The following is a 22,163-nucleotide window of genomic DNA, read 5'->3' as shown; positions in this document are numbered from 1 at the left end:
CGCCATGAAACTGCAGCAGGGAACGATGTGCGCCATCTTGGCGGTGCTGCACATGGCCTCGCGTCCACAGGAGCAGATCCCGGCGAACGAGATCGCCGAGGTTTACGGCGTGTCCCAGCATCACCTGGCCAAGGTGCTGCGAACCCTGTCGCTGGCGGGAATTGTCGAATCGACGCGCGGGGCAGGTGGCGGGTGCAGCTTCATCGGCGATGCACGCAAGATCACGCTCTTCGACATCATCAAGTTGTTCGAATCGGGCTGGACCACGCCACGCGGCACGGAGCCGGATGCACCGTCCGAAGAGGCTGCCGAACTGTACCGGGTCATGGACGAGGTCGATCGCCACACCGCCGCGACGCTTCAATCCGTGACGCTGCAGACGATCCTGAACAACGCGCAGCGTTCCCAGCGCCGACGACGCGGAAAGATCGGCCTGCACAGCGTCGTCATTGCCGACTGACCCCGGATTCGCGGGTCGCCTTTCATCGCCAATCTCACCCGGTTTCGCCGCCGCCGCGCTTTGTTTCGAATCGCGCCTGCCTGCGTGGTTTTCGGCAGGAATCACCGCATTTTGGAATTCCGCTCTTGACGGGGACCCCAAAGCGGGATGGAATAAATACGCAATCCAATACCAATTTGCCGTTTGGTGTTGGAATAACGGAATTCAAATTCGACGCACGGCAGATCTGCTGCACCCTCAGATGGTGCACTGGGAGGATCAAAATGGACTTCAAACGCAAATTCACGTGCCTGCTTGCCGGCGCCAGCCTTCTGGCCACCGCCAGCGGTTCGGCCTTCGCGCAGGACAAGACCGTCAAGGTCGGCCTTCTGAGCGATTTCAGCGGCGTCTTCGCGCAGCTCGCCAAGGATGTCGAGGATGCCTGGATGCTCGCCCTCGAAGAGCGTGGCGGCGAGATTGCCGGCTACAAGGTCGAGATCATCAAGGAAGATGCCGAGAACTCGCCGCAGGTTGGCGTGCAGAAGGCCAACAAGCTCATCAAGCAGGACGATGTCGCGATCTTCGGCGGCTCGATCTCCTCCGGCGTCGGCATCGCGCTTGCCGGCGTGGCCGACAAGGAAAAGGTGCCGTTCGTGGCCGGCTTCTCGATTGCCGATCCGCTGACGGGCAAGTTCTGCAGCCCCTACGTCGCGCGCACGTCCTTCTCGGCGAACGCGCTGCAGTCTGCAGCCGGCATCTACTGGGCCAACAAGGGCATGAAGACAGCCGTCTTTATGGGTCCGGACTACGCGGCCGGCCAGGCGATGCTCGCCGGCTTCAAGAACGGCTTTGAGTCTGCTGGCGGCAAGGTCGTCCTCGAAGAGCTGACGCCGTTCAAGACCACAAAGGACTGGGGCCCGTCGCTGCTCAAGGCGCAGCAGACCGGTGCCGACATGATCTACACCTTCTACGCCGGTTCCGAGGCCGTGCAGGTCGTCAAGCAGCACGCTGCCTTCGGCATGCAGGAGAAGATGCCGCTGCGTGGCGCCATGTGGATCTACGATGAAGCTCTCTGGGACGCCATGGGCGGCGTGCAGATGGGCGCCATCCACGTGACCAACTACACCAACGCGCTGGACACCGAAGCTTCCGAGAAGTTCGAGAAGGCCTTCGAGGCAAAGTACGGCCGCCTGCCGGTCGCGTCCAATGCGATGGGCTACACCAACGCCAATGCCATCTTCGGCGGCCTGGAGAAGGCCATCGAGGAGAACGGCGGCGAACTGCCGGAAGACAAGGCCGCGATCATCACGGCGCTCGCGTCCCTGAAGTTCGACAACGACCCGCGCGGTCCTGTTCACTTCAACAAGGACAACAACGCCATGCAGGACGAGCTGTACATGGTGCAGATCGTTGAAGGTCCGGACGGCAAGCCGACGCACAAGGTCATCGACCGCTTCGCATACGGCGAGGATCTGCCCGGCTGCGAGATGAAGAAGTAATCACGCGAAACAGGGCGGCGGCGCGGACTCGCGCCGCCGCCTTTTTATTGTCTATCCTCGCATCGTTCATTCCCGCATTGATCTGGCGACCGGCATGACCTTCTTTCTGTTCAATCTCCTGAACGGCCTTCAGCTTTCGATGCTGATCTTCCTGATGGCCATCGGCCTCACGGTGATCTTCGGCCTGATGGACATCCTCAATCTCGCGCACGGCGCCTTCTACATGGCCGGTGCGTATTTCGGTTACATCGTCTTCCAGGGGACCGGGAGTTTCTGGATGGCGCTGGTGTTCGCACCCATGCTGCCGCTGATCCTCGGGTTCCTGCTGCAATATTTCGTGCTTCAGCCGCTGATCGACCGGGGCCGCAGTGCCCACCTCGACATGGCGCTGCTGACCTTCGGCCTGCTGTTCTTCACCATCGGGCTGATCGACCTCATCTTCTTCGAGACGATGGGCCTGACCTTCATGTCCATCGACAAGCCTGCCGGCCTCGGCAGCTACGTGGATATCGGCACGTTCTATCCCTCCTACCGCCTGTTCATCATCGCGGTCGGTCTGATCGTCGCCGTTGTTGTCTGGCTCATCCTCGAGCGTACCGTGATCGGTGCGGTGGTCCGCGCCGGTGTCGACGACCGCGAAATGGTCCGCGCCATGGGCGTCAACGTCTATGCGGTTTTTGCGAGCGTGTTCGCGCTTGGCTGCGCGCTGGCAGGACTCGCCGGCGTCATCGCGGCGGCCGAACTTTCGATCAACATCACGATGGGCGTCCAGATCCTGATCCCGACGCTGGTCGTGGTGGTTCTTGGCGGGCTCGGGTCGGTGAAAGGGTGTTTCCTCGGCTCGCTGATCGTCGGCATGACCGAGACGCTGTCTCAGGCCTACGTTCCGGCGCTGGCGCTGTTTGCAACGTACCTGCTGCTGGCTGCCATGCTCATCTTCCGCCCGCAGGGCTTCTTCGGCCGCGCGCCGAAAACCGTTTGAGGCGGCCATGACAATGGAAAACACCACCAACGAGAGCTGGGAGCCGTCCGGCGATGCAACGAGCGAGGGTTACGACCCGCTCGAGCAGCACAATTCCGCCGAGTACCGCCGCTTTCTGCTCATGTCGGTCGTCGGGCTTGTCGTGCTCGTCGCCGTGCCCTTCCTGGTCGGCAAGTACTACATCTCGCTGATGAGCGAGATTCTGATCTTCGGCATTCTCGTGTCCGGGGTTAACCTGCTGCTTGGCTATACCGGCCTCGTGTCGCTGGGCCATGCTGCCTTCATGGGGCTTGGCGCCTACACGACCGCAGTGCTCGCGGCGCTTCTGGGCTACCCGGTCTGGTTTTCCATGATCGCCTCGGTCATCGTGAGCTTCGTGATTGCCTACGGTGTCGGCCTGTTGAGCGTACGCACCAAGGGCGTGCAGTTCCTGCTGATCACGCTGGCCTTCGGCCAGATGTTCCACGCCATCGCCGAGAAGACCCGCTACACCGGCGGTGACGACGGCATGACCGGCATCCCGCGCATCGACCTTTCGTTCATCGGGCTCAATTCCGACCACGACATCGTCTTCTACTTCTTCGTGCTGGCCTGTTTCGTGGTGTCCATGCTCGTGCTGCGGCGGATCGTGGAAAGCCCGTTCGGCCACGTGCTGGTCGGCATACGCGAGAACGAAAAGCGCATGTCCGCCATGGGCTACACGACGTTCCCCTACAAGGCGCTGGCGTTCGGGATTTCGGGAATGCTGGCCGGGCTTGCCGGTTGCCTGTGGGTGCAGCACAGCTTCTTCATCAACCCGCACATCATGACGTGGCAGATGTCTGGCGAGGCGCTCCTGATGGTCATCATAGGCGGTTCGCAGGCCTTTTACGGGCCGCTGCTGGGCGCAGCGTTCTATGTGCTGGCCAAGGACTTCCTGTCGGATATCACCGAAGCCTACCTGATGTTCTTCGGCCTGCTGTTTGTGCTTGTCGTCGCCTTTTTCCAGGGCGGACTGGCCGGGTTCGCGGCCAACATCTCGCGCCGCTTCACAGGGCGGAGCACCGGCAAGGAGGACCAGTCGTGACCCAGCTTGCTGTCAGCAACATTTCCAAGTCCTTCGGTGCGCTGCGTGTCATCGACAAGTTCGATCTTGAACTGAAGACCGGCGAACGCCACGCCGTCATTGGTCCGAACGGTGCGGGCAAGACGACGCTCTTCAACATGATCTCCGGCTGGCTGACGCCGGATACCGGCACCATCAAGGTCGAAGGCAAAGACCTGACGGGCCACTCGCCCCAGTCGGTGACGCAGTCGGGTCTGGCGCGCTCGTTCCAGAAGAACACGCTCTTCGATGGGTTGACCGTCGGCGAGAGCCTGCGGCTTGCGGTGCAAGCGCACTCCAAGGCGCGGTTCAACTTTCTGCAGCCGGCGCGGCGCTTCAAGTCCATCAACCGGCGCGCACATGAAGTCGCGCGGCAGATGGAACTGGAGAATGTCTTCGGCAGCCAGGTGAAGGCGCTGTCCTACGGCCAGAAGCGACAGCTCGAAGTCGGGCTTGCGCTGGCCTGTTCGCCCAAGATCCTGCTGCTGGACGAACCGGCTGCCGGCACCTCGCCAGCTGAGCGCGCGACGCTGGTGCGGCTGCTGACCACGCTGCCGGACGATGTGACGCTGCTTCTCGTCGAGCACGACATGGACGTGGTGTTCGGCGTGTGCAGCCACATCACCGTTCTCAACTATGGCCGCATCGTCGCCTCCGGCACGCCGGACGAAGTGCGCCGCGACCCGGAAGTGCGGGCCGCCTATCTTGGCGAGTCCGCCGGCCACGACGAAGAGGCGATCAGCGCATGAGCCAGGCTGCAACCGCCGCACAGGCACCCGCAACAGACGCGCTCCTCGACGTGCGCGAAATCCACACCTACTACGGCGACAGCCACGTGCTGCAGGGCGTCACGCTGGACGTGAAGCCCGGCGAATGCGTCGCGCTGCTTGGCCGCAACGGCGCAGGCAAGACGACCACGCTGCGCTCCATCGTGTCGCTGACGCCGGTGCGTCGCGGGCAGGTCTCGTTCGGGGGCTTCGACATCACCCGCTGGCCGACCCACCGCATCATCCGCGAAGGCATCGGCTACGTGCCCGAGGACCGCGGCATTTTCTCCTCGCTCAGCGTGCGCGAACATCTCGACGTCGCCATGTGGGCCGGCAAGCAGACCGCGGAACGCCGCGACGAGGTCCTGAAGATCTTCCCGCGCATTTCCGAGCGCATGGAGCATTTTGGCCAGCAGCTTTCCGGTGGCGAGCAGCAGATGCTCTCCATCGCGCGCGCACTGCTGACCAAGCCGAAGCTGCTGATCCTCGATGAGCCGTCCGAAGGCCTTGCGCCGATCATCGTCGACGAGGTGCGCGACACCCTGAAAGAGGTGAAGGGCACCGGCACGTCGATCCTGCTCGTGGAGCAGAACGTCGCCATGGCGCTCGCGCTTGCCGACCGCGTCGTCGTGCTGTCGCAGGGCATGGTGCAGTTCACCGGCACACCGGCGGAACTCGAGGCCCAGCCGCAGATCAAGGACACCTATCTCGGCATCGCCTGACGCACGCCATTCATCTTCACGATTGGATATCTCACCACCATGGACGCACCGATCTACAGCGAGGCATGGCTTGCCTGGCAGGATCCCGAAGTCCCGGAATTCTTCAATCCAACCGCCATCCTGCTCGACCGGAACATCGAGGCCGGGCAGGGCGGCAAGACGGCCCTGATCGCCGATGAAGGCGAGATTTCCTTCCAGTCGTTGCTGTCTGAGTGCAGCCGCGCGGCGAACGGCCTGCGCGACCTCGGACTTGCGGTCGATTCCCGCATCCTGATCTTCGCAACGGACTCGCTGGCGACCATCGCGACCTGGCTCGGCTCGGTGCGCAGCGGCATCGTTCCGGCGACGATTTCGGAACTCTACAAGGCGCACCAGCTCGCTTACTTTCTGCGCGACACGGCGGCAACGTCGCTGTTCATCGATGCCGCCCAGTTCGGCAAGCTGGAAGAAGCCGGCGACGCTTTGCCTGACACGCTCAAGGTCGTCATCGTCAATGGCGAGGTCGGCGCGCACGATCATCTGAGCGCGCGCGGTATCACTGTCATCGCTTATGCCGAGATGGTGAAGGGCCGGGAGGAAGCCGCAGAGCCGGTTTCCCGTCACTGCAACGACGTCACCTACATGTTCTATTCCGGCGGCACGACGGGGACCGCCAAGGGCATCACGCATCTGGCCCACGACTTCATCCTCGTGCCGGAGCGCCACGGGCCGTGGTGGGAATATTCCGCTGATGACATCGTGTTCGCGACGTCCAAGAAGTACTTCACCCACGGCCTGTGGCCGGGGCTGCTGATCCCGCTCTATTGGGGTGCGACGAGCATCATCACGTCGCAGCCACCACGCCCGGACGTGGTGACGGCGCTGGTGGAAGCGCACAAGCCGACCAAGCTCATCACCGTGCCGACGGTGATCAAGCTCCTGCTGGCCCATTTCGACGACATGGACCGCGACCCGGACTTCGCCTCCGTGAAGGCGGTCTATTCGGCGTCTGAAAAGATGCCGCCGGAAATCTTCGAGCGCTGGCAGGACCGCTTTGGCGTCGAACTGATGGACAGCATCGGCTCGTCCGAAGTCACCTATGAATGGATCGCCAACCGGCCCGCAGACTATCGCCGGGGTTCGCTCGGCAAGCCGGTGTCGGGAATCGAGATCAGGCTCGTCGACGAGGACGGCAATGACGTAACGTCGCCGGACACGCCCGGCGAGTGCTGGGTGAAGTCCCGCACCGCCTGCTTCTACTACTGGCGCAAGTTCGACGAGACCAAGAAGACGTTTCAGGGGCCATGGGTTCGCACCGGCGACCAGCTCCAGTTTGACGCAGACGGATTCTTCTGGTTCGCGGGCCGCTCAAACGATGTCTTCAAGGTGAAGGGGCTGTGGGTTTCGCCCATTGAGATCGAGGCCGCCATCACCCTTGATCCGCGCGTGCTGGAGGCAGCAGCCATCGGCATCGAGGGGGACGATGGCCTCACCACGGTTAAGGCATTTGTCGTATTGCGGCCGGGGACACAGCCTGACCAGTCTCTCGTCGATGCGTTGAATCAGCGGGTGAGAGAGGAAGCTGGTGGATATAAGGTTCCCCAGGAGATGCAGTTCGTCGACGAGCTGCCCCGCACGACGCTCCAGAAGATCGACCGGCGCGCGCTGCGCGACCGCGAAACCGGCTCATCCGCTTGAATTCGTGCGCCGTTGCGCGGCTCTTTCCTTGACTCTCATGCTCACTGATATAGCTTTGTAAGAAAGCAAATAATTGAAGGATAAAATAGTGTCCCTCGGAACCGAGGCTCCGCGCGGAAACCCGCCCCGCCGACAGGAAGAAGAACACCCGCTCACAGTTGGGCGCTCCGAACTGTTGCGCGATGACTCTGATGCGCGGTTTCGCGAACTCGTCCACAACCTGCTTGCCTTTTCTGCCCGGCTTGAAGCCATCCGCGGCCGCTTCGGCGCGCATCTGGGCCTGACCGGAATCCAGTACACGATCCTGATTTCGGTTCGGCACCTGGAAGGCGAGGAGGGCGTCGGCGTGAAGGCGTTGGCGGAACATCTCGGGCTTTCGGGCGCGTTCGTCACCATCGAGACCGGCAAGCTCATCAAGGAAGACATGCTGATGAAGCGGCCCAACCCGCTGGACCGCCGCCGCGTGCTTCTCAGCGTCTCCCACAAGGGCCGCACCTGCCTGCACAAGCTTGCGCCGGTACAGCGCGAGATCAACGACCTGATCTTCGAGGCGCTGGACGAGGAACGGTTTGACGCGCTGTGCACGGAGGCGGCCGCATTGCGCCACAACGGCGAACGCGCCATCGCGCTTGCCGACTACCTCCTGTCCGACACGAAAGGCAACGCGGACGTATGACGGCAGAGACCGACACGGGTTTCGACCCCCGCGCGTTTCGCAACTGCCTCGGCCAGTTTCCAACCGGCGTGTGCATCATCACCGCACCGGGCGAGGAAGAGCCTGTCGGCATGACGATGAGTTCGTTCAACTCGCTGTCGCTCGATCCGCCGCTCGTGCTCTTCAGTGTCGACAAGCGCGCCCGCGGCCTGCCGCAGTGGCAGCAGGCCGAAGCCTACGTCATCCACGTTCTGTCGGAAGGCCAGCGCGAACTGTCGAACCGGTTTGCGAAGCCCGGCGAGAACAAGTGGGAAGGCGTTACCTACCAGCGCGGACCGGCGGGTGCGCCGATCCTGTCGGGTGCGGTCGCCGTGTTTCACTGCAGCCCGGATACCCAGCACGAGGCAGGCGACCACGTGCTGTTCATCGCCCGTGTCGACCATTTCACCATGAACGCGGATCGCCGTCCGCTGGTGTTCTGCGGCGGGCGCTACAGTGAACTGGGGTCGGGCCACGGTGACGCCGACATCTGGCCACTCAACATCCATTACTGAACACCTCGCATCCCTGAAGGGAGGTTGAACATGATCAAGACTGGGGCCCAGCACCTTGAAAGCCTGCGCGACGGGCGCAGGGTGCTCATTGAAGGCGGCGAGGCCGGAGACGTCACGGTCAACCCGGCATTCCGCAACGCCTGCGCCACGGTTGGTGAAATCTACGATTTCCAGGCCCGCCCGGAGAACCGCGATCTGATGACCTACGAGGTCGAGGGTACGGGCACCCGCGCAAACCGCATCTGGCAGCTTCCCACGTCTTACGAGGAACTGGTCGAGCGCCGCCGCGCGCTGGAAGCCTGGGCCAATGTCCATTGCGGCTTCCTTGGCCGCTCGCCGGACCATGTCGCGTCCTGCATATCGGGCATGTACATGGGCCTCGACGTGTTTGAAGCCTACGACAAGAACCGTGCCGGCGCACTTGCCGACTACTACCGCTACGCGCGCGACAACGAGCTTTACCTCACCTACGTCATCATCAATCCGCAGGCCGACCGCTCCAAGGCGGCGCATGAGCAGAAGTCGCAGTTCCTCACCGCCGGCGTGGTGGACGAGGACGCCGAAGGCCTGACGATCCGTGGCGCAAAGATGTTGGCGACGGCCGGCATCATGGCCAACGAGGTGTTCGTCACCTGCATCCAGCCGCTCGGTAAGGGCGAGGAGCCTTACGCGCTGTCCTTTGCCATTCCGATGAACGCCAAGGGGCTGAAGATCCTCTCGCGAAAGTCCTACGAGGCGGATGCGCGCAGCGTCTACGACAACCCGCTGGCGAGCCGCTACGACGAGAACGATGCCGTCCTGTATTTCGACGACGTGAAGGTGCCGTGGGAGCGCGTGTTCATCAACCAGGACACGGAGATGTGCAACAAGCAGTTCCACGCGACGCCCGCGCACGTCTACCAGAACTACCAGGCGCAGGTGCGCCTGATGGTGAAAATGCGTTTCCTGACCGGGCTCGCGCGCCGCATCGCGGACGTGAACGGCGTCACCAACTTCCCGCAGGTGCGCGAGACGCTTGGCGCGCTCGCCGCCGATTGCGGCATGGTCGATTCCATGGTCCACGCGATGGAGACCAAGGGTTTCCAGTATGGCCCGTATTTCGTACCCGACCGGCACACGCTCTACGCGGCTTCCGTCATCAACCAGCAGCTCTACCCGAAGTTCATCACGACACTGCGCGATCTCGCCGGTGGCGGTGTCATCATGCTGCCGTCCTCGATCGCGGATTTCTCCAACGAGGAAATGGCGGATCTGATCGGCAAGACGCAGCAGTCGCCGGCCGCCTCATCGGAGGGCCGCGTGAAGTTCTTCAAGCTGGCATGGGATGCCATCGGGTCGGAATTCGCCTCGCGCCACACCCAGTACGAGATGTTCTATTCGGGCGCGACCTTCGTGACCAAGAACCACAGCTTCCGCACCTTCGACTGGGAGCGCAGCCAGGGGATGGTCGATTCAATGCTCGACAGCTACTCGCTGGAAGATGAACTCAATACTTACGGCCACGCCGCAGAATAGGGAGGCACCATGCCCATACAAAAAGAACACAAGGAATTTCATGCCGTCGATCTGAGCAGCGGCTGGGAAGTGCCGGAAGGCTATCCGAGCGGCATCAAGCAGAAGATCCTTGCCGGCCACCTCGACGAAGACGGCAAGACCGGCAACCGCACGCGGCTGCTGAAGTTCGATGCGGGCACCTACACCACCAAGCCCTTCGTCCACGACTACTGGGAAGAGGTGTATTTGGTCTCAGGCGACCTGACGGTCGGCAATGACGAGAACGGGGAGGGTGGCGAGAGCTTCCAGCCCAACACATACGCCTGCCGCCCGCCCGGCGCCTATCACGGGCCGTTCAAGTCGGAAGGCGGCTGCCTGCTGCTGGAAACACACTACTTCGACGAGACCTGAGCCACGCCGAATTCGCGGCCCGTCAGCCTTCGACCGGCAATTCCACGATTTCGTATGAGTGGGAGATACGCCGGTCGAGGACCGGGTCGATCAGCTCGCAGGTGAAGCGCGAGGCAGGGCGGATGCCACCGATGGCGGCAAGCGTGCCGCCCATCATGGCGTCGCCGTCCTGAAGGCCGGATGCGTCTTCCTTGCCGAACATCTCGATCAGCTGGGAGGCCGGGCGCATCTTCGCGACCGGGCCTTCCTGGTAGACGACGTCCTTGCCGTTCTCGGTAATGGTTGCGCGCAGCTGGAGCTGGTCCCAGTGGTCTGCAACGTCGTCGAACAGCCAGAAATCCGTGCCGACCGGCTTGTCGCAGATCTGCTTGGCGACCGTGATTCCCTGCTTTTCCAGTTCGCGGTCGGTGTGGTCGGAGCCAATGCCGATCCACGTCTCGCCGCCGGTCCGCAACACCACGAACTCGGCTTCGCCACTGGTATTGTCGCCCGTCACCTCGATGACGTCGGCAGTCGTGATGTTGGAGACGGCATTGCGATAGAAGATTGGCGTGCGCGCCGGGCGCGGAATGCCGAGCTCTTCCAACTCGCGGATATGGGCTTCCATGGCGTCCGCATCGCGGCCGGTCCAGCCGGCCACGATCAGCCGCGTGATGGTCGCCTCGGCGTTCTCGCTGCCGTCCTTGCGGTGCAGCGTGACCTGGAGGGTCTTTTCAGCAGAATTGGCCATGGTCCCGCAACTCCGGTGTCGCGATCAAAACAGGCGTCCGCACGTGGTGAGCGGCAGCAATCAGCTGCCGAGAACGCCGGACAGTGCGAAGGCGATGACGACCAGGATTACGGAAACGACGAGAATCGTCACGACGCGGCCGGACGAAACGCCTTGGCGTGCGCTGACGGGCTCCTTGACGGTGCGATCCGCATCGGAGACGGGGCGATCTTCTTTTTCCATGGAGATATTCCTTTCGGGCTGGTCATGCCCGGCATCAGGTCTTGGAAAACCTGGGAACTTGGTACGCCCTACGGGACTCGAACCCGTGTTTCCGCCGTGAAAGGGCGGCGTCCTAGACCGCTAGACGAAGGGCGCTCCGGGGCTGGCTTATACGTGCCTCATACCCGGGCATCAAGACCGGTTGCCGGTTGTGTGACGATTTTTCTGCAGTGGACGATTTTACCAGTGTCCGGTGTTCTCCATCGAGGCCCACGGCTCGGCATTTTCGAGGGCATCGCCCTTCTGCAAAAGCTCGATGGAAATGTTGTCGGGCGAGCGCACGAACGCCATGCGCCCGTCGCGCGGCGGGCGGTTGATGGTGACGCCGGCGTCCTTCAGCCTCTGGCAGGTCGCGTAGATGTCATCAACGCGGAAAGCGAGGTGGCCGAAGTTGCGACCCTCGCCGTATTCCTCCGGGTCCCAGTTGTAGGTCAGTTCCAGCAGCGGCGCCTTGTCGGCCTTCGCGCGGCCCTCATCATCGGGGGCGGCGAGGAAGATCAGCGTGTAGCGACCGCCTTCATCCTCGCGGCGTGCGGTCTCCACCATGCCCATCTTGTTGCAATAGAAGTCGAGCGATTTGTCGATGTCGCTGATGCGGACCATGGTGTGGAGATATTGCATGGGCGATTGACCTTCCCCGTCGTGGTTAGAACGATATGTCGATGAACAGACTAACTAGGTCCCTTGGCCGGCTTGTCCAAGCCCACGCAGCCCATGGTTTCACGTGCAGGATGGTTCCCCGCTGATGATGACGCCCGGCGTTGATGAACAGGCAGCCGCCGAACTCGCCTCGGCCCTGCAGGCGGCTGCCCGAATCGTGGTGTTCACCGGGGCCGGTGTCTCCACCGATTGCGGCATCCCGGATTTCCGCAGCCCCACCGGCATCTGGCAGGACAACAAGCCGATTTCCTTCCAGGAGTTCATGGCAAGCGAGGAGATGCGGCGCGAGGCATGGCGGCGCAAGTTCGCGATCCAGCCGAGTTTCGAGGCCGCCGAGCGAGACGGCGTGAAAAAAAGCCCGGCACACTCGGCCATCCGCACGCTTTACGAGACCGGGCGCGTGTCCGCGGTCATCACCCAGAACATCGACAACCTGCACCAGGCCTCGGGTATCCCGGCGGACGACGTCGTGGAGCTTCACGGCAATGGCTCGTATGCCGCCTGCCTCGATTGCGGCACGCGCCACGAGCTTCCCTTCATCCGCGAGCGGTTCGACGATGCCGGAGGGCCGCCACCGTGCACGGCGTGCGGCGGCACGTTGAAGACCGCAACGATCTCGTTCGGCCAGTCCATGCCGCAGGAAGAGATGTTGCGGGCGCAGGCCGAGACACTCGCCTGCGACCTGTTCCTCGCGCTCGGCTCGTCGCTGGTGGTGCACCCGGCTGCCACGCTGCCGGCGCTGGCAGCGCAGAACGGGGCACGGCTCGCCATCGTCAATCGCGAGGAAACGCCGCTCGACGGACACGCCGAAATCGTGGTGCGTGGCGATATCGGCGTGGCGTTCCGGCCGTGGCTTTCGGCGCGCGCGCGCTGATACCGCGAATCCACACCTCCCATGAATTGGGGGCTGGACGTGCAAAAGTCGTCGAAAGGCCCTTTTCGCGCGCAGATGCGGTGTTATCCTTGGGCTCGAATCGATGTGCCGTGCGCAGGCGATGCGGGCTTTGTGCGGTGTCGGCGATTCACTCCCTTGGTGCGATGTGTCGAGGGGTGGGGCGTGTCCGCATCGAGACGGCAGCACATGCGGCCGGTTGAGTTTGGGGGGAGTAGTGCCATGGGGCAGAAGGTGAGGGACGACCTCAACGCCTCGCAACGGCAATCTGAGGCATATCCGGAAGGCGAGGCGGCCGAGCGCGAATTCGGTGACGATCTGGCTGCCTTTCGTGATGGTGATCTTGAAAATACCGAAGGCGTCGATGTCATCGAGGTTTCGGGCCGCATCAAGTGGTTCGACGTCTCCAAGGGGTTCGGTTTCATCGTGCCCGACAACGGCATGCCCGATGTTCTCCTGCACGTGACTTGCCTGCGCCGCGACGGATTTCAGACCGCCTACGAGGGCGCACGGGTCGTCTGCGAAGCGCTGAACCGGCCCAAGGGCCTGCAGGCATTCCGCATTCTTTCCATGGACGAGTCGACCGCCGTACACCCGGCACAGGTCGAACCGCGCACCCACGTCAACGTGACGCCGGAGGGCGACTTCGAGCGCGTCGAGGTGAAGTGGTTCAACCGCATCCGCGGCTACGGCTTCCTGACGCGCGGTGCCGGCACCGCGGACATCTTCGTGCACATGGAGACGCTGCGCCGCTTCGGTTTCACCGAACTGCGACAGGGCCAGACCCTGCTCGTGCGCTTCGGCAATGGCCCAAAGGGCGAAATGGCCGCTGAACTGAAGCCCGATGGTCCGGGCGGGTTCTCCTCTCACTGACGCCAGCATGGGCACGCGCGGGCAGGGCAGCCGCACTGTTTCGGCTGCCCGCTTTCAATCCGGCGCCGTTCTTGCCGCAATTGGCGGCTATCGCACGCTGATGACCAACGCTCTTCATCTCCACGCTTGCCGCATGCTGGCGCTTGTCGCCGGCCTTTTCCTGGTTCTTGCAGCCGCAGCGCCGCTTTCCGTCCATGCGAAGGACGCCGACAAGTCCGTCGTCATCATGACGCAGGACGGCGCACAGGCTTTTTCTGTAGAGCTTGCGCTGACCAGCCAGCAGCAGGCGCGCGGGCTGATGTTCCGCAATTCGCTGCCCGAGCGCCACGGCATGCTGTTCGACTTCGGGCCGGAGCGCGAAGTCTCCATGTGGATGAAGAACACGCTGATCTCCCTCGACATGGTGTTCATCAACGCCGACGGCACGGTCCATCGCGTCGCGCGCGGTACAGAGCCGCTCTCGCTGGACATTGTCGGCTCGCAGGGCCGCGTGAGGGCGGTACTGGAACTAGCCGCCGGCAGCGCCGAGAAGTACGGCATCCGCAAGGGCGACACGGTCCGTCATTCGATTTTCGGAAATACGCAATAGCTGCTTTCGCGGTAGCTGCACGCACCTTCGTTAACGACGCCGCGACATACACGCTGGCGAACTGGCGTTTGGTGCGACTTCGCCTTGCCAAGAACGCGGGATGATGGCACCAAGCGTTAACGAGTTGTGCCGCCGCAAGCGGTGCTTGTCGGGGCATAGCGCAGTCTGGTAGCGCACCTGGTTTGGGACCAGGGGGTCGCAAGTTCGAATCTTGCTGCCCCGACCATTCCGCGCCCCTCGCAAGGGCGCCGCCGCACCAGACGGCGACGACGGCTGATAACAACAACGGGAACGAACATGCGCGCGAAGATCTACAGACCCGCCCGGACGGCGATGCAGTCCGGCAAGGCCAAGACCCGGTTCTGGCTTCTGGAGTTCGAGCATTCCGCCGCGCGCGAGATCGAGCCGCTCATGGGCTGGACCAGTTCCAAGGATACCCGCCAGCAGCTTCGTCTCAAGTTCGACAGCAAGGAAGAAGCGCTCGCCTATGCCGCCAAGAACGGCATCGACGCGCAGGTCTTCGCCGAGCCGGTTCGCCGGCGCCGCGTGGTGTCCTATTCCGACAACTTCCGCTTCGACCGCCGCGGCACCTGGACCCACTGATCCAGCCTTCGCGTGACCTGCGGCACGGTGCAGTCAGGCCCCGTAGCTCAGTTGGATAGAGCACCAGCCTTCTAAGCTGATGGTCGCAGGTTCGAATCCTGCCGGGGTCGCCACTCCCTTTCGTCTGCGAATCTTCTCAAGATCCAGTGTTCGCTGCCGCAGTGGCAGCCGATGTGATCCGTAGCGCGCTTGCTTCCTCATCAAAGTATTCGCAGAAATGCCTGCAATTTTGCGCAAATGTTTGGAAACTGGCGCAGAGTTAGATATTTGTTAGAGGAATCCCTCCATTTTTAGTAGAAATCCGTTGGATTTTGGAAATGTGGGGATAGAACATGACCACTTTCGCGCTCAATCGGTCCATTTCACGCCGATTGACTGTACTATGTATAGCGCCGGTCCTGGCACTGTTGGGACTTGGATGCTTTGCGCTCTACAGTAATATTTCGGCCGGGCAGGCGATCTTCGGAACGCTGACCGTTTTCAGCATTCTGTCAGTCGCGCTGGTCGCGCTCGCAATCGGAACATTCCAGTCTGTCGTCGTGCCATTGGGCCAGCTCACGGAAACGATGCACCGTGTGGCGAATGGCGATCTGACGGCTGAACCGTCCTTCACCCAGAGACAGGATGAAATCGGCGCGTTTGCACGCGCGCTCGCCAGTTTCCGTGAAACGGCCGTCGACTGCTCGCAGCTCGAAGAGCAGAGCTGGCGGGAGCGCGATCGCGAGCGGCAGCGTCAGTCGCACACCGAGAGCCTCATCACGCGCTTTCGCGAGATCGTCGCCCAGACGCTGGAACTCGCCGACACCAAGACAGTGAGCATGCGTTCGGCCTCCGAAAAACTCTACACCATTGCAAGCGGCGCAGCAGAGAACGCCCGGTCCGCACGCTCTGCCAGCGGCACGGCTGCTGAAAACGTGGAACTGATGGCTGCGGCTGCAGAGGAGCTGGCAGCGTCCATTTCAGAAATCGCCGGGCAGACGGAGCAGGCGAGCGCGCTCATGGATGAAACCGAAGCGCGGGTCGTCGCAACGAACACACGCGTCGGCAAGCTGTCCGAGGCAGCCGACGAAATCGGCTCCATCATCAGCATGATCCGTGACATCGCCGAGCAGACGAACCTTCTGGCCCTGAACGCGACCATCGAGGCTGCGCGCGCGGGCGATGCCGGCAAGGGGTTCGCGGTCGTCGCATCGGAAGTAAAGACCCTGGCGGGCCAGACCGGCAAGGCGACCGAGCAGATCGCAGCCCAGATCGGCCATATCCAGCAGGAAACGCACGGGGCGGCAGACGCCATCGCCGAGATCACCGAAGCGATGAAGGATGTTCGCAGCCTGACGACCCACATCGCACAGGCGGTGTCCGAACAATTGAGCGCGACGGGAGAGATTTCCAGCGCGGTCGGCAATGCCTCGCAGGGTACCGCGACCGCGACCGGCAACGTGGACGCGGTGGCCGGTTCGATCGAGCAGACATCGCTGTTTGCAACCGAGGTCGACACCAGTTCCAGCAGCCTGTCGGACGCAACGGCTCAACTCGCCCGCGAGGTGGACCAGTTCCTGCAAGACGTGACGAAGGACGTCGAGGACCGCCGTGCCGCCAGCCGCAAACAGCTTCGCGAGGTGGTGGTGATCGCCCATGATGGCCGGCACATCCAGGCCGAGATGCTGGATGTCAGCACGGGTGGCGCGCGCCTGACGCACCTCCAGGGTGCAATGGTCGGCGATGCCATTCGCATCCAGATGAACCACGGCGCGACGGTCACCGGCCGCATCGTGCGCTGCGAGGATGACCATATCGGCGTGCAGTTTTCCGAAACGCTCGGGGATCTCGACGAGCTGCTCGCGGCCTGACCCGCAAGCAGCTGCAGGCGGCGGTTACGAACCGCCGCCGGCCTCGCGCCACCGATCCAGCCCGGCTTCGAGATCCGCGATCAGGTCGTCAGGGTCTTCCAGCCCGATGTGGAGGCGCAGGGCAGGGCCTTCCGGCTCGAACTTCGTTGTCGAGCGATAGCTGGAGCAGTCGAAGGGGATCGCGAGGCTCTCGTATCCGCCCCACGAATAACCGAGGCCGAAGAGCTCAAGATTGTCGAGCAGGGCCGCGACCGCCTCCTGCGGCCCCGGCTTCAGGATCAGGCTGAAGAGGCCCGAGCTGCCGGAAAAATCACGCTTCCAGAGTTCGTGTCCCGGATCGCTTTCAAGCCCCGGATGCAGCACGCGGGACACCTCGCCGCGGCCTTCCAGCCACCGCGCGATGGTCAGCGCGGATGCCATGTGGCGCTGCAGGCGAATGTCCATGGTGCGCAGTCCGCGCTGGGCGAGGTAGATGTCATCGGGTCCGCTGACGAGGCCGCTCGCGCCCCATGTGTCGTGGATGGGCCGCCAGGCATCGGCATTGGCCGTGACCGTGCCCATCATCGCGTCGGAATGGCCGACAAGGTATTTGGTGCCGGCATAGACGGCGACATCGATCCCGTGGTCGAGCGGGCGGAAGAAGAGCGGCGTCGCCCATGTGTTGTCCATGGCGACCGTCACGTCCCGCGCCTTCGCCGCCGTGACGATGGCCTCGATGTCGGGCATCTCGAAGGTCTGGGAGCCGGGCGCTTCGAGAAACAGGAGCTGCGTGTTGTCCTGGATCAGGTCCGCGATGCCGGCGCCGATCAGCGGGTCGTAGTAAGTCGTCGAAATACCGAGCCGCTTCAGCACCGTTTCGCAATAGTGGCGGGATGGCTGGTAGACATTGTCGGGCACCAGCACGTGCCCGTTGGCGCGCACGAAGCTGAGGAACGTGAGCGCGATTGCCGCGAGCCCCGAGCCGACCAGCTTGGTTCCCCGGCCGCCTTCCAGCTCCGTCAGCGCCACCTCGAGGCTTTCCATGGTGGGGGAGCCGCGCCGGCCATAAGCGTATTTCTGGCCGGTCTTCATGGTCGCAACGTCGGGATAAAGCACGGTGGAGCCGTGGTAGACGGGCGGGTTCACGAATCCGTGGTGATCCATCGGCTTGCGGCCTGCCGCGACCACCCGCGTTCCCGGTCCGTAGTGCTTGTTTCCCAGCGTCGCGTCCTTGCTCATGCGCGTCTCCCGTTCCGTGTTGTTATGGCGCGGAGTTAGCGCGATTGGGCTTGGTTTCCAAACCGTTTAAGCATTTGCATCACGATTCAGCCGGATCGGCTCAAATTCCTTGACGGCGGTGCAACATTGGCCTTGGATGGGGCAGCTGTCGCCGGACACGGTCAACAAGGCGGGAAAACCGCCGGACAGCCGGATGGGAATAGAGGTGTCACTTTCGGCATCGCACACTGCGGGCGCATCACGTGCGCACAGGTGCATTCTTTTTTCCGGATTGTCTGACCGTCGCCCACGCAGGATCGGCAAGCAGGTAACACCTGTTGACCGCTTCCGGCGGAAGCACAGGAGAGAGGGGACCGGAACTGTTTCATGAAATGCCGCGATACGGACGGGCCGGCTTGGCTTATCGCCTGCTGCCCCCTGACGGCCTTTCGTCACAGTGAAAGTCTTGAATACAGCAATCTAGAAAAAAGGCTGCAAGATGAAACATCTTTTCACGGCCGCGGCAGTTGCCGCGTTTGGCCTCGGCGCAGTATCCGCGCAGGCCGCCACTCTGGACGACGTCAAGGCCAAGGGGTTCGTTCAGTGCGGCGTGAGCCAGGGCCTGCCCGGCTTTTCCAACCCTGACGACAGCGGCAACTGGAGCGGCATCGACGTCGACTACTGCCGTGGTGTCGCCGCGGCTGTCTTCGGTGACGCCACCGCGGTGAAGTTCACCCCGCTTTCGGCCAAGGAGCGTTTCACCGCTCTGCAGACCGGCGAAGTCGACATCCTGTCGCGCAACACGACCTGGACGATGGGCCGTGACACCTCGCTCGGCCTGAACTTTGCCGGCGTGACCTACTACGACGGTCAGGGCTTCATGGTCCGCAAGTCGCTCGGCATCGCGTCCGCGCTCGAACTCGAAGGCGCCAGCGTCTGCACGAACACCGGCACCACCACCGAGCTGAACGTCGCCGACTACTTCCGCGCCAACAACATGCAGTACGAAATCGTCGCCTTCGAAAAGGCCGACGAGGTCGTGCAGTCCTACGATGCGGGCCGTTGCGACGTGTACACCACGGACGCCTCCGGCCTGTACGCGCAGCGCCTGAAGCTGACGAATCCGGACGACCACGTCGTTCTTCCGGAAATCATCTCCAAGGAGCCGCTTGGCCCGGTTGTCCGTCAGGGCGACGACCAGTGGTTCAACATCGCCAAGTGGGTCTACTTCGCGATGATCAACGCTGAAGAACTCGGCGTGACCCAGGGCAACGTCGACGAGATGATGGGTTCCGACAACCCGTCCATCAAGCGTCTGCTCGGTTCCGAAGGCGCCTATGGCGAGGCCATCGGCCTCGGCAACGATTGGGCCGCCAATGTCATCAAGGCAGTTGGCAACTACGGCGAGATGTTCGACCGCAACGTCGGTCCGGACACCCCGCTGGGCATCGCCCGCGGCCAGAACGCACTGTGGACCAAGGGCGGCCTGCAGTACGCTCCGCCGATCCGCTAAGGGTTGAACGTTCGCGCGTGGCGGGGCTGCTGCCTGCCGCGCGCGGATGACCAAAACGCACCGGGCGCCCCGCCGGCGCCCGGCCATCTCCACCAATCCGTCATCAGAACATATAACCAGACGGATTTTCGGCGGGCAGAGGGGCTATGGCTGTACAGGAAAGCATGGGCGAAGCGCCTGCAAAGGCTTCGCTTATCTATGATCCAAAAGTTCGCGGAATTTTTTACCAGGTCATTCTGGTTGCCGCTGTTATCTGGCTGGGTTGGGAAATCGTCACCAACGCAGCGCGAAATCTCGAACAACAGAATATCGCTTCCGGCTTCGGGTTCCTGGAGAACACCGCCGGCTTCGGTATCATCCAGTCGCTGATCGATTATGCCGAGACGTCGAGTTACGGCACCGCGCTGATCGTCGGGTTTCTCAACACGATCCTGGTCGCCTTCATCGGCATCGTCTTCGCGACCGCCATCGGGTTCATCGTCGGCATCGCGCGGCTTTCGAACAACTGGGTGATCTCCCGTCTCGCCTACGTCTATATCGAGGTGATCCGGAACATCCCGCTGCTGCTGCAGATCTTCTTCTGGTACTTTGCCGTTCTGCGTGCTGTGCCCAATCCGCGAAATTCGATCGACATTTTCGGGCTGTTCTTCCTCAACAATCGTGGCGTGTTCATGCCGCGTGCGTTGTTTGAGTCCGGGTCGATCCTGATCCTGATCGGTCTGATCGTCGGCATCGTGGCGGCCTTCCTGATCGCGCGTTGGGCGCACAAGCGACAGATGGCGACCGGCCAGCAATTCCCGACATTCCGTGTCAGCGTTGCTCTGATCCTCGGCCTCCCGTTCCTCGGATACCTTCTGGCCGGTCTCCCGGTCAGCTTCGAGTATCCAGAGCTTCGCGGATTCAATTTCCAGGGCGGCATGAAGGTGACGCCGGAGTTCATCGCGCTGTTGATGGCGCTGTCGATCTACACGGCATCGTTCATTGCCGAGATCGTGCGTGCCGGTATCCTTGCTGTCTCACACGGCCAGACGGAAGCCGCCCACGCACTCGGGCTGCGCAACGGTCCGACGCTGCGCCTCGTGGTCGTGCCGCAGGCGATGCGGGTCATCATTCCACCGCTGACGAGCCAGTATCTCAACCTGACCAAGAATTCTTCGCTGGCCGTTGCCATTGCCTATCCCGACCTCGTGTCGGTGGGCGGCACGGTGCTGAACCAGACGGGTCAGGCCATCGAGATCATCGGCATATGGATGGTTGTTTACCTCTCGCTGAGCCTGCTCACGTCCGGGTTCATGAACTGGTACAACAACCGCATGGCGCTGGTTGAGCGGTAAGGGGCAGATCATGTCAGACACACAAAAGCCTCTCGCCGCCGGAAGCTCGCCCGCCTGGGTCCGTTCCCAGATGGCCGAGCCGCTTCCCGCACCTCTCTCGGACGTGGGCGCGATCGGCTGGGCCAGGAAGAGCCTGTTTTCCAGCATCCCGCACACGATTCTCACGCTGGTCGGCGCCTATATCGCCTATCTGATCATCTGGCCGTTGATCAAATTCGCGATCCTTGACGCGGTCTGGACCGGGGAGGACCGCGAAGCGTGCCTCGGCCATCACGGCGCCTGCTGGGCCTACGTGAAGGCTTATTTCTCGCAGTTCATCTACGGGCGGTATCCCGATGCCTCGCGCTGGCGCGTCGACTTGGTGTTCTTCCTGCTGGCAGCCGGGCTCATCCCGCTGCTGATCCCGTCGGCTCCATACAAGCGCGCCAACACGCTGTTCATGCTTGTCGGTTTCCCGCTGGCAGCTTTCATCCTGCTCACCGGCGGCAATGTCGATCCGGGCGCATTTGCCTGGATCACGCTGGTCATCATCGGCCTCATAATCGCCGGCCTGATCCTGCTGCCGGTCTTTGCCGGTCGTTCTGGCATCAAGGATGTGCAGCCAGCGCTGATCGCGCTGGGGCTCGGGTTGCTGGTTCCGGCAGCCGTCCTCGTGATCCTCACCATCGACTTCGGGCTGCGCCCGGTCGAGACGTCCCGGTGGGGCGGGTTGCTGGTCACGCTCGTCATCGCGATCACCGGCATTGCGGCCTCTCTGCCGTTCGGTGTCGCACTGGCTCTGGGACGGCGTTCAGCGATGCCGATCGTGCGGCTGGTCTCGGTGGTGTTCATCGAGTTCTGGCGCGGTGTGCCGCTCATCACCGTGCTCTTCATGTCGAGCGTGGTGCTGCCGCTGTTCATGCCCGAGGGGGTGACCGTCGACAAACTGTTCCGCGTGCTCGTCGGCGTGACGCTCTTTGCGTCTGCCTATATGGCGGAAGTCGTGCGCGGCGGCCTGCAGGCGATCCCGAAGGGACAATACGAAGGTGCCGACGCACTCGGCCTGACGTTCTGGCAAAAGATGGGTCTCATCGTGCTGCCGCAAGCGCTCAAGCTGGTCATTCCCGGCATCGTCAACACCTTCATCGGCCTGTTCAAGGACACGACGCTGGTGCTGATCGTCGGTCTCTTCGACCTGCTCGGGCAGATCCAGTCGTCCTTCACCGACCCGACCTGGTCGACCCCAACGCAGGGACACACCGGGTACCTCTTCGCAGCGATTACATTCTGGATCTTCTGCTTCGGGATGTCGCGCTACTCGATCTTCATGGAAAAGCGCCTCGATACGGGCCACAAGCGATAACGAGGGGATAAACAATGGCAAAGTCCACCCGTTCA

The 22,163-nt window shown here is 62.7% G+C and carries 23 protein-coding genes and 3 tRNA genes; 21 read left to right on the top strand and 5 right to left on the bottom strand.

Features of this window, described 5'->3' with window-relative positions:
* Nucleotides 1–4 precede the first annotated feature (4 nt).
* From ACKTEK_RS07510 to ACKTEK_RS07460, 11 genes are all read left to right on the top strand, one after another.
* Entirely contained in the window at nucleotides 5–460 is a 456-nt protein-coding gene (locus ACKTEK_RS07510) for an RrF2 family transcriptional regulator (protein WP_409164605.1), read from the top strand.
* A 263-nt stretch (nucleotides 461–723) separates the two neighbouring features.
* Complete coding sequence (locus ACKTEK_RS07505; RefSeq protein WP_409164604.1) at nucleotides 724–1,938, top strand: ABC transporter substrate-binding protein; 1,215 nt, start codon at nucleotides 724–726, stop codon at nucleotides 1,936–1,938.
* Between the two features lie 94 nt (nucleotides 1,939–2,032).
* Nucleotides 2,033–2,920, top strand: coding sequence for a branched-chain amino acid ABC transporter permease (locus ACKTEK_RS07500; RefSeq protein ID WP_409164603.1), 888 nt, complete (start codon nucleotides 2,033–2,035; stop codon nucleotides 2,918–2,920).
* A gap of 7 nt (nucleotides 2,921–2,927) precedes the next feature.
* The gene (locus ACKTEK_RS07495) at nucleotides 2,928–3,986 is read left to right on the top strand and encodes a branched-chain amino acid ABC transporter permease (protein ID WP_409164602.1); all 1,059 of its coding nucleotides are present in this window, start codon (nucleotides 2,928–2,930) and stop codon (nucleotides 3,984–3,986) included.
* A complete protein-coding gene (locus ACKTEK_RS07490; protein ID WP_409164601.1) occupies nucleotides 3,983–4,753 on the top strand; it encodes an ABC transporter ATP-binding protein in 771 nt (256 codons plus the stop codon). Before ACKTEK_RS07495 ends, ACKTEK_RS07490 begins: the two co-directional genes overlap by 4 nt.
* On the top strand, nucleotides 4,750–5,493 hold the full coding sequence (locus ACKTEK_RS07485; RefSeq protein ID WP_409164600.1) for an ABC transporter ATP-binding protein: 744 nt from the start codon (nucleotides 4,750–4,752) through the stop codon (nucleotides 5,491–5,493). Before ACKTEK_RS07490 ends, ACKTEK_RS07485 begins: the two co-directional genes overlap by 4 nt.
* A gap of 39 nt (nucleotides 5,494–5,532) precedes the next feature.
* On the top strand, nucleotides 5,533–7,170 hold the full coding sequence (locus tag ACKTEK_RS07480; protein ID WP_409164599.1) for a benzoate-CoA ligase family protein: 1,638 nt from the start codon (nucleotides 5,533–5,535) through the stop codon (nucleotides 7,168–7,170).
* Between the two features lie 175 nt (nucleotides 7,171–7,345).
* On the top strand, nucleotides 7,346–7,846 hold the full coding sequence (locus ACKTEK_RS07475) for a MarR family winged helix-turn-helix transcriptional regulator (RefSeq protein WP_409164598.1): 501 nt from the start codon (nucleotides 7,346–7,348) through the stop codon (nucleotides 7,844–7,846).
* Nucleotides 7,843–8,379 (top strand): flavin reductase family protein, encoded by a 537-nt coding sequence (locus tag ACKTEK_RS07470; protein ID WP_409164597.1) that lies wholly within the window; start codon nucleotides 7,843–7,845, stop codon nucleotides 8,377–8,379. Before ACKTEK_RS07475 ends, ACKTEK_RS07470 begins: the two co-directional genes overlap by 4 nt.
* Nucleotides 8,380–8,409: 30 nt before the next feature.
* On the top strand, nucleotides 8,410–9,894 hold the full coding sequence (locus ACKTEK_RS07465) for a 4-hydroxyphenylacetate 3-hydroxylase family protein (protein WP_409164596.1): 1,485 nt from the start codon (nucleotides 8,410–8,412) through the stop codon (nucleotides 9,892–9,894).
* 9 nt (nucleotides 9,895–9,903) lie between these two features.
* Nucleotides 9,904–10,284 (top strand): cupin domain-containing protein, encoded by a 381-nt coding sequence (locus tag ACKTEK_RS07460; protein ID WP_409164595.1) that lies wholly within the window; start codon nucleotides 9,904–9,906, stop codon nucleotides 10,282–10,284.
* A 22-nt stretch (nucleotides 10,285–10,306) separates the two neighbouring features.
* On the opposite strand, the gene ACKTEK_RS07455 is transcribed toward ACKTEK_RS07460, so the two are convergent.
* The 4 genes from ACKTEK_RS07455 to ACKTEK_RS07440 form a co-directional block, all read right to left on the bottom strand.
* On the bottom strand, nucleotides 10,307–11,014 hold the full coding sequence (locus tag ACKTEK_RS07455; RefSeq protein ID WP_409164594.1) for a DUF2848 domain-containing protein: 708 nt from the start codon (nucleotides 11,012–11,014) through the stop codon (nucleotides 10,307–10,309).
* A gap of 60 nt (nucleotides 11,015–11,074) precedes the next feature.
* Nucleotides 11,075–11,236: a hypothetical protein gene (locus ACKTEK_RS07450; RefSeq protein WP_409164593.1), complete on the bottom strand. Its 162-nt coding sequence runs from the start codon at nucleotides 11,234–11,236 to the stop codon at nucleotides 11,075–11,077.
* A gap of 59 nt (nucleotides 11,237–11,295) precedes the next feature.
* Nucleotides 11,296–11,371, bottom strand: a tRNA-Glu gene (locus tag ACKTEK_RS07445).
* An 84-nt stretch (nucleotides 11,372–11,455) separates the two neighbouring features.
* Nucleotides 11,456–11,896: a VOC family protein gene (locus ACKTEK_RS07440; protein WP_409164592.1), complete on the bottom strand. Its 441-nt coding sequence runs from the start codon at nucleotides 11,894–11,896 to the stop codon at nucleotides 11,456–11,458.
* 127 nt (nucleotides 11,897–12,023) lie between these two features.
* On the opposite strand from ACKTEK_RS07440, the gene ACKTEK_RS07435 reads away from it, so the two are divergent.
* The 7 genes from ACKTEK_RS07435 to ACKTEK_RS07405 all read left to right on the top strand — a co-directional run bounded on the left by ACKTEK_RS07435 (nucleotide 12,024) and on the right by ACKTEK_RS07405 (nucleotide 16,742).
* Complete coding sequence (locus ACKTEK_RS07435; protein WP_409164909.1) at nucleotides 12,024–12,809, top strand: Sir2 family NAD-dependent protein deacetylase; 786 nt, start codon at nucleotides 12,024–12,026, stop codon at nucleotides 12,807–12,809.
* Between the two features lie 240 nt (nucleotides 12,810–13,049).
* The gene (locus ACKTEK_RS07430) at nucleotides 13,050–13,700 is read left to right on the top strand and encodes a cold-shock protein (RefSeq protein WP_409164591.1); all 651 of its coding nucleotides are present in this window, start codon (nucleotides 13,050–13,052) and stop codon (nucleotides 13,698–13,700) included.
* Between the two features lie 7 nt (nucleotides 13,701–13,707).
* A complete protein-coding gene (locus ACKTEK_RS07425; RefSeq protein ID WP_409164590.1) occupies nucleotides 13,708–14,289 on the top strand; it encodes a DUF192 domain-containing protein in 582 nt (193 codons plus the stop codon).
* A gap of 149 nt (nucleotides 14,290–14,438) precedes the next feature.
* Nucleotides 14,439–14,515 (top strand) — tRNA-Pro (locus tag ACKTEK_RS07420).
* Nucleotides 14,516–14,586: 71 nt separating this feature from the next.
* Nucleotides 14,587–14,892 carry an ETC complex I subunit gene (locus ACKTEK_RS07415; RefSeq protein WP_409164589.1) on the top strand — a complete coding sequence of 102 codons (306 nt, stop codon included), beginning with the start codon at nucleotides 14,587–14,589 and terminating at the stop codon, nucleotides 14,890–14,892.
* 36 nt (nucleotides 14,893–14,928) lie between these two features.
* Nucleotides 14,929–15,005, top strand: a tRNA-Arg gene (locus tag ACKTEK_RS07410).
* Nucleotides 15,006–15,224: 219 nt separating this feature from the next.
* Nucleotides 15,225–16,742 (top strand): methyl-accepting chemotaxis protein, encoded by a 1,518-nt coding sequence (locus ACKTEK_RS07405; protein WP_409164588.1) that lies wholly within the window; start codon nucleotides 15,225–15,227, stop codon nucleotides 16,740–16,742.
* 24 nt (nucleotides 16,743–16,766) lie between these two features.
* Here ACKTEK_RS07405 and metC read toward each other — a convergent pair whose 3' ends face one another.
* Nucleotides 16,767–17,960 (bottom strand): cystathionine beta-lyase, encoded by a 1,194-nt coding sequence (gene metC / locus ACKTEK_RS07400; RefSeq protein WP_409164587.1) that lies wholly within the window; start codon nucleotides 17,958–17,960, stop codon nucleotides 16,767–16,769.
* A 478-nt stretch (nucleotides 17,961–18,438) separates the two neighbouring features.
* On the opposite strand from metC, the gene ACKTEK_RS07395 reads away from it, so the two are divergent.
* The 3 genes from ACKTEK_RS07395 (at nucleotide 18,439) to ACKTEK_RS07385 (ending at nucleotide 22,128) form a co-directional block, all read left to right on the top strand.
* Nucleotides 18,439–19,452: an amino acid ABC transporter substrate-binding protein gene (locus tag ACKTEK_RS07395; RefSeq protein WP_409164586.1), complete on the top strand. Its 1,014-nt coding sequence runs from the start codon at nucleotides 18,439–18,441 to the stop codon at nucleotides 19,450–19,452.
* Between the two features lie 146 nt (nucleotides 19,453–19,598).
* Nucleotides 19,599–20,786, top strand: a complete 1,188-nt coding sequence (locus ACKTEK_RS07390) for an amino acid ABC transporter permease (protein ID WP_409164585.1) — start codon at nucleotides 19,599–19,601, stop codon at nucleotides 20,784–20,786.
* A 10-nt stretch (nucleotides 20,787–20,796) separates the two neighbouring features.
* Nucleotides 20,797–22,128: an amino acid ABC transporter permease gene (locus ACKTEK_RS07385; protein WP_409164584.1), complete on the top strand. Its 1,332-nt coding sequence runs from the start codon at nucleotides 20,797–20,799 to the stop codon at nucleotides 22,126–22,128.
* Nucleotides 22,129–22,163 lie beyond the last annotated feature (35 nt).

The sequence above is a fragment of the Tepidamorphus sp. 3E244 genome (assembly GCF_046159835.1).
Lineage (GTDB): Bacteria > Pseudomonadota > Alphaproteobacteria > Rhizobiales > Tepidamorphaceae > JACKJK01.
The sequence above is the reverse complement of the archived record's forward strand: the minus strand, read 5'-3'. Positions and strand labels throughout refer to the sequence as shown.